Below are 5,537 nucleotides of genomic sequence, written 5' to 3'. Positions count from 1 at the left end.
TACCCCTTCCAACACCAGCGGTATTGGCTGGGCCGAGGCGGCGGCACGGCTGACGCTGCGGCGCTGGGACTGGCGCAGGCCGAGCACCCGCTGCTGGGTGCCGTGACGGAGCTGCCCGGGTCCGGCGGTCTGCTGTTCACCTCGCGGCTGTCGCTGCGTACGCATCCGTGGCTGGCGGACCATGCGGTGGCGGGGACGGTGCTGTTGCCGGGGGCGGCGTTCGTGGAGCTGGCGGTGCGTGCCGGGGACGAGGTCGGCTGCGGTGCCGTCGAGGAACTGGTGGTGGAGGCGCCGCTGCCGCTCCCCGAGCACGAGGGCGTGCAGGTGCGGGTGACCGTGGACGCGCCGGACGGGTCCGGGCGGCGTCAGGTGTCGGTGCACTCGCGCCGCCAGGAGGCGGCCTGGGTGCGGCACGTCAGCGGCACGCTGAGCCCGGAGAGCGGCCCGGTCGGCGGCAGCGTCGAGCCGGACGCACAGGACCTGACGCGGTGGCCGCCTGTCGGGGCGGTACCGGTCCCGGAGGACCGGGTGCGCGGCGTCTACGAGGAGTTGGCGGCGGACGGATACGGCTACGGTCCCGCCTTCCGCGGCCTGCGCGCGGCGTGGACGCGGGGCGACGAGATCTACGCGGAGGTCGCCCTGCCCGAGGAACTGACCGCCGAGGCCGCCGCGTTCGGCCTGCATCCCGCGCTGCTCGACGCCGCCCTGCACGCCACCGCCTTCCGCGACCGCACCGGCGCCGACGCGGGCCCCGCGTTGCCCTTCGCCTACCGAGGGGTGTCGCTGCACGCTTTCGGCGCGTCGGCGCTGCGGATACGGATCAAGCCTTTCGAGAAGGACGGGGTGGGTATCCGGCTGGCCGACCCGAACGGCGCGTCTGTCGCGGTGATCGAGTCGCTGGTGTCGCGGCCGGTGCCGACCGGCAGGCTGGACGCCGCCGGCGGACGGACGCCGCTGGAGCAGATGTTCCTTGTGGGCTGGGAGGAGCTGCGGGTCGCTCCCGCCACCCCCGTGGAGACGGTCTCCGTGCGGACCGTCGAGGACGTGACGCGGGTGACCGGACCGTCGGCGGTCCTGCTGTACGAACCCAAGGGCACTGACGTACACCACGTCACCCACCGCACCCTGGAGGTGCTCCAGGCGTGGCTCGGCGCACCCGCGCTGGAGCAGACACGCCTGGTGGTACTGACCAGGGGTGCCGTGAGCGTGCGGGACGGTGACCGGCTGAACCCGGCGGTGGCCGCGGCGTGGGGCCTCGTAGGCACAGCGCAGTCGGAGCACCCCGGCCGCGTCCTGCTCCTCGACACGGACGCCACAGCGGCCTCCGCCGACACGCTCCCCACCCTCCTGGCCGCCCTGCTCGACGGCGACGAACCACAGCTCGCCCTGCGTGACGGAGTCTGCCACCAGCGGCGTCTCACCCGGGCCGGCGCCGACGAAGTCCTGACGGCACCGGCGGGTGAGCCCGCGTGGGAGTTGGGCACGCGGGCCCCGGGCACGCTGGACGGCCTGGCCCTCCTGCCGGCGCCAAAGGCACGGGCGGCACTGCCTCCTGGGCACGTCCGGATCGGGACGCGCGCCGCAGGCCTCAACTTCCGTGACGTACTGATGGCGCTGGGCATGTACCCGGGTGAGATCAGCATCGGCAACGAAGGCGCCGGGGTGGTCACGGAGGTCGGTCCCGGCGTCACCCGCTTCGCCCCGGGCGACCGGGTCATGGGCCTCTTCGAGGGCGCGGGCGGCCCTGTGGCCGTAGCCGACTGCCGCACACTCGCGCCCATGCCGAAGGGCTGGTCCTTCGAACAGGCGGCCTCGGTGCCCTGCGTGTACCTCACCGCCTGGTTCGGACTGCGGGACCTGGCGGGACTGGAGCGCGGCGAGTCGGTGCTGATCCACGCCGCCGCCGGTGGTGTCGGCATGGCCGCCGTGCAGCTCGCCCGGCACTGGGGCGCCGAGGTCTACGGCACCGCCAGTCCGGCCAAGTGGGACGCGGCGCGCGCCGCCGGCGTACCCGACGGGCGACTCGCCAACTCCCGCACCCTGGACTTCGAGCGGCAGTTCCTCGACCTGACCGGCGGACGGGGCTTCGACGTCGTCCTGGACGCGCTCGCCGGTGACTTCGTGGATGCCTCGCTGCGCCTGCTGCCCAGGGGCGGCCGGTTCATCGAGATGGGCAAGACCGACATCCGCGACGCCGCCGAGGTCGGCGCCCGCCACCCCGGCGTCACCTACCGGGCCTTCGACCTGGCCGACGCGGGCGGCGAGCGCATCGAGCGGATGCTGACCGAGCTGGTCGCCCTCTTCGACCAGGGCGTTCTGACCCCGCCGCCGCTCACCACCTGGGACATCCGGCGCGCTCCGGCCGCCTTCCGGTTCATGAGCCAGGGCCGGCACGTCGGCAAGAACGTGTTCACGCTACCGCGCCGGCCCGACCCGCGGGGCACCGTCCTCGTCACCGGCGGTACCGGAGCACTCGGCAAGGTGGCGGCCCGCCGCCTGGTGACCGAGCACGGCGTACGCAACCTGCTGCTGACCAGCCGCAGCGGCCCCCGGGCCGACGGCTCCGCCGAGCTGGAACGCGAACTGACCGCCCTCGGGGCAAGGGTCCGCATCGCCGCCTGTGACGTATCCGACCGGGATGCCGTGGCCGCACTGCTGTCGACCGTCTCCCCGGACGCCCCGCTGAACGGTGTGGTGCACAGCGCCGGCGCCCTGGACGACGGCGTAATCACCGCCCTGACCGCCGAACGACTGGACACCGTCCTCGCCTCCAAGGCCGACGCCGCACACCACCTGCACGAACTGACCCGGCACTTGGACCTGGCACTGTTCGTCCTGTTCTCCTCTGCCGCCGGCACCCTCGGTAGTTCCGGACAGGGCGGCTACGTCGCCGCCAACGCCTACCTGGACGCCCTCGCCCACCAGCGCCGAGCCCAGGGCCTCCCCGCCGTCTCGCTGGCCTGGGGCCTGTGGACGCAGGGCGCGGGGATCGGCCTGACCGGTCACCTCACCGGCGCCGACCAGCAGCGGATGGCACGCGGCGGAGTCGTCGGGCTGTCGGAGGACGAGGGTGCGGCACTGTTCGACACCGCGCTGCGCCTGCCCCAGCCGGTGCTGCTGCCGATGAGACTGGACTTCGGCGCGCTGCGGGCGCAGGCCGCCACGGGGCCGGTGCCGCCGCTGCTGCGCGGCCTGGTCCGGCAGACCCGGCGCACGGCGGGCACGGCCGCCGACGCCGGTGCCTTCACCCAGCGTCTCAGCCGTGCCACCGCCGAGGAACAGGAACAGCTCCTGCTCGGCCTGGTCCGGGAGGAGGCCGCCCGGGTACTGGGCCACGCCACCGCCCACGCCATCGGCCCCGACCTGGCCTTCAACGAGCTGGGCTTCGACTCCCTCACGGCGGTCGAACTGCGCAACCGGCTCGCCAACCACACCGGGGTCCGTCTGCCGACCACCCTCGTTTTCGACTATCCGACGCCCGTCGCCCTCATGCGCCACCTGCGCGCGACACTCGCCCCGGACGACACCCCCGCTCCCGCCGCACCGACCAGTGAGGAAGAACTGCGCCGCGTCCTGGCCAGGACACCGCTGAGCCGCCTCCGGGAACTGGGCGTCCTCGACGCCCTCATGACGCTCACCGAGGAAGGCGAAGCGGACGCGGAGGAGCTCACGGCGCGGGAGCGGGAGACGGCGATAGCCGACATGGGCGTCGACGACCTGGTGCAACGCGCCATGAGCAAGGCCGGTAAGTGATGACGATGGGGAAGAAGGCGGAGGCCGGGATGACCACTCCCGACGCGAAGGTCGTCGAAGCGCTGCGTGTCACGCTCATGGAGAACGAGCGGCTGGAGAGGGAGAACGCCGACATCCGCCGAGGACTGTCGGAACCCGTCGCGATCGTCGGCATGGCCTGCCGCCTGCCGGGTGGCGTGACCTCCCCGGAGGACCTGTGGAACCTCGTCGCCACCGGCGGCGACGCCATCGGTGACTTCCCGACCGACCGGGGCTGGGACCTGGACGACCTCTTCGACCCGGACCCCGACCACCCCGGCACCAGCTACGTCCGCCAGGGCGGCTTCCTCCACGACGCGGGCGACTTCGACGCGGCCTTCTTCGGCATCTCCCCGCGCGAGGCCCTGGCGATGGACCCGCAGCAGCGGCTCATTCTGGAGACCTCCTGGGAGGTCTTCGAACGGGCCGGCATCGACCCGACCGCGCTGCGCGGCAAGGACGTCGGCGTCTTCACCGGCGTCACCTACCACAGTTACGGCTCCGGAGCCCGTGTCCCCGAAGAACTCGAGGCGGTCATGGGCACGGGCACGTCGGCCAGCGTCCTGTCCGGCCGCGTGTCCTACGTGCTCGGCTTCGAGGGCCCCGCGGTGACGGTGGACACGGCATGCTCGTCGTCACTGGTCGCCCTGCACCTGGCCGTCCAGGCGCTGCGGGCCGGGGAGTGCTCGATGGCCCTGGCCGGCGGCGTCACCGTCATGGCCAACCCCGGCGTCTTCGTCGGCTTCTCCCGCCAACGCGGTATGTCGACCGACGGCCGCTGCCGCGCCTTCGCCGCGTCGGCCGACGGCACCGGCTTCTCCGAAGGCGTGGGCGTGCTGCTGGTCGAGCGCCTGTCGGACGCGGAACGGCTGGGGCACCGGGTACTGGCGGTGGTGCGCGGCAGCGCCGTCAACCAGGACGGCGCCTCCAACGGCCTCACCGCCCCCAACGGCCCCTCCCAGCAACGCGTCATCCGCCGGGCACTGGACGCCGCCGGACTGGCCCCGGCCGACGTGGACGCGGTGGAGGCCCACGGCACCGGCACCGCACTGGGCGACCCCATCGAGGCACAGGCCCTCCTGGCCACCTACGGGCAGGACCGTGAACGTCCGCTGTGGCTGGGCTCGCTGAAGTCGAACATCGGGCACGCGCAGGCCGCCGCCGGAGTGGCCGGCATCATCAAGATGGTCATGGCGATGCGGCACGCAGTGCTGCCGCGAACCCTGCACGTGGACGCGCCGACACCACAGGTCGACTGGTCCACGGGAGCCGTCGAACTGCTGACCGAGGAACGAGCCTGGCCGGAGACAGGCCACCCGAGACGAGCGGGAGTGTCGGGCTTCGGCGTCAGCGGCACCAACGCCCACGTGATCCTGGAGGGAGCTGCGGAGGAACCGGTCGCGGTACACGGGCCGGGAGGCGTGGTGCCGCTGATGGTGTCGGGGCGTGGCGGAGCGGGACTGCGGGCGCAGGCGCGGCAGTTGGCCGAGTTCGTACGGACACGCCCCGAGCTGGGTCTGGGTGCGATCGCCGCGGGACTGATGAACGGCCGGGCCGCACTGCCCGACCGCGCGGTGATCATCGCCGAAGACCGGGCCGAAGCACTGGCCCAGCTCGAAGCCGTGGCCGAAGGCGCCGGAAGCAACCGCGCCGACATCCAGGGACGCGTGGCCTTCGTCTTCCCCGGCCAGGGCACCCACTGGACAGGCATGGGCGCCGAACTCGCCGACACCAACCCCGCCTTCGCCCAAGCACTGAACGAATGC

The 5,537-nt window shown here is 73.2% G+C and carries 2 protein-coding genes; both read left to right on the top strand.

Going from position 1 to position 5,537, the window contains the following annotated elements:
* On the top strand, positions 1–3,753 hold a 3,753-nt coding region (locus tag FRZ03_RS13825; protein ID WP_146465449.1), incomplete at its 5' end, for an SDR family NAD(P)-dependent oxidoreductase.
* Positions 3,754–3,782: 29 nt separating this feature from the next.
* Positions 3,783–5,537, top strand: a 1,755-nt coding sequence (locus tag FRZ03_RS13820) for a type I polyketide synthase (RefSeq protein WP_146465448.1), incomplete at its 3' end; no start/stop codon positions are given.

Source organism: Streptomyces misionensis (assembly GCF_007896895.1).
Taxonomy (GTDB): domain Bacteria; phylum Actinomycetota; class Actinomycetes; order Streptomycetales; family Streptomycetaceae; genus Streptomyces; species Streptomyces misionensis_A.
The sequence above is the reverse complement of the archived record's forward strand: the minus strand, read 5'-3'. Positions and strand labels throughout refer to the sequence as shown.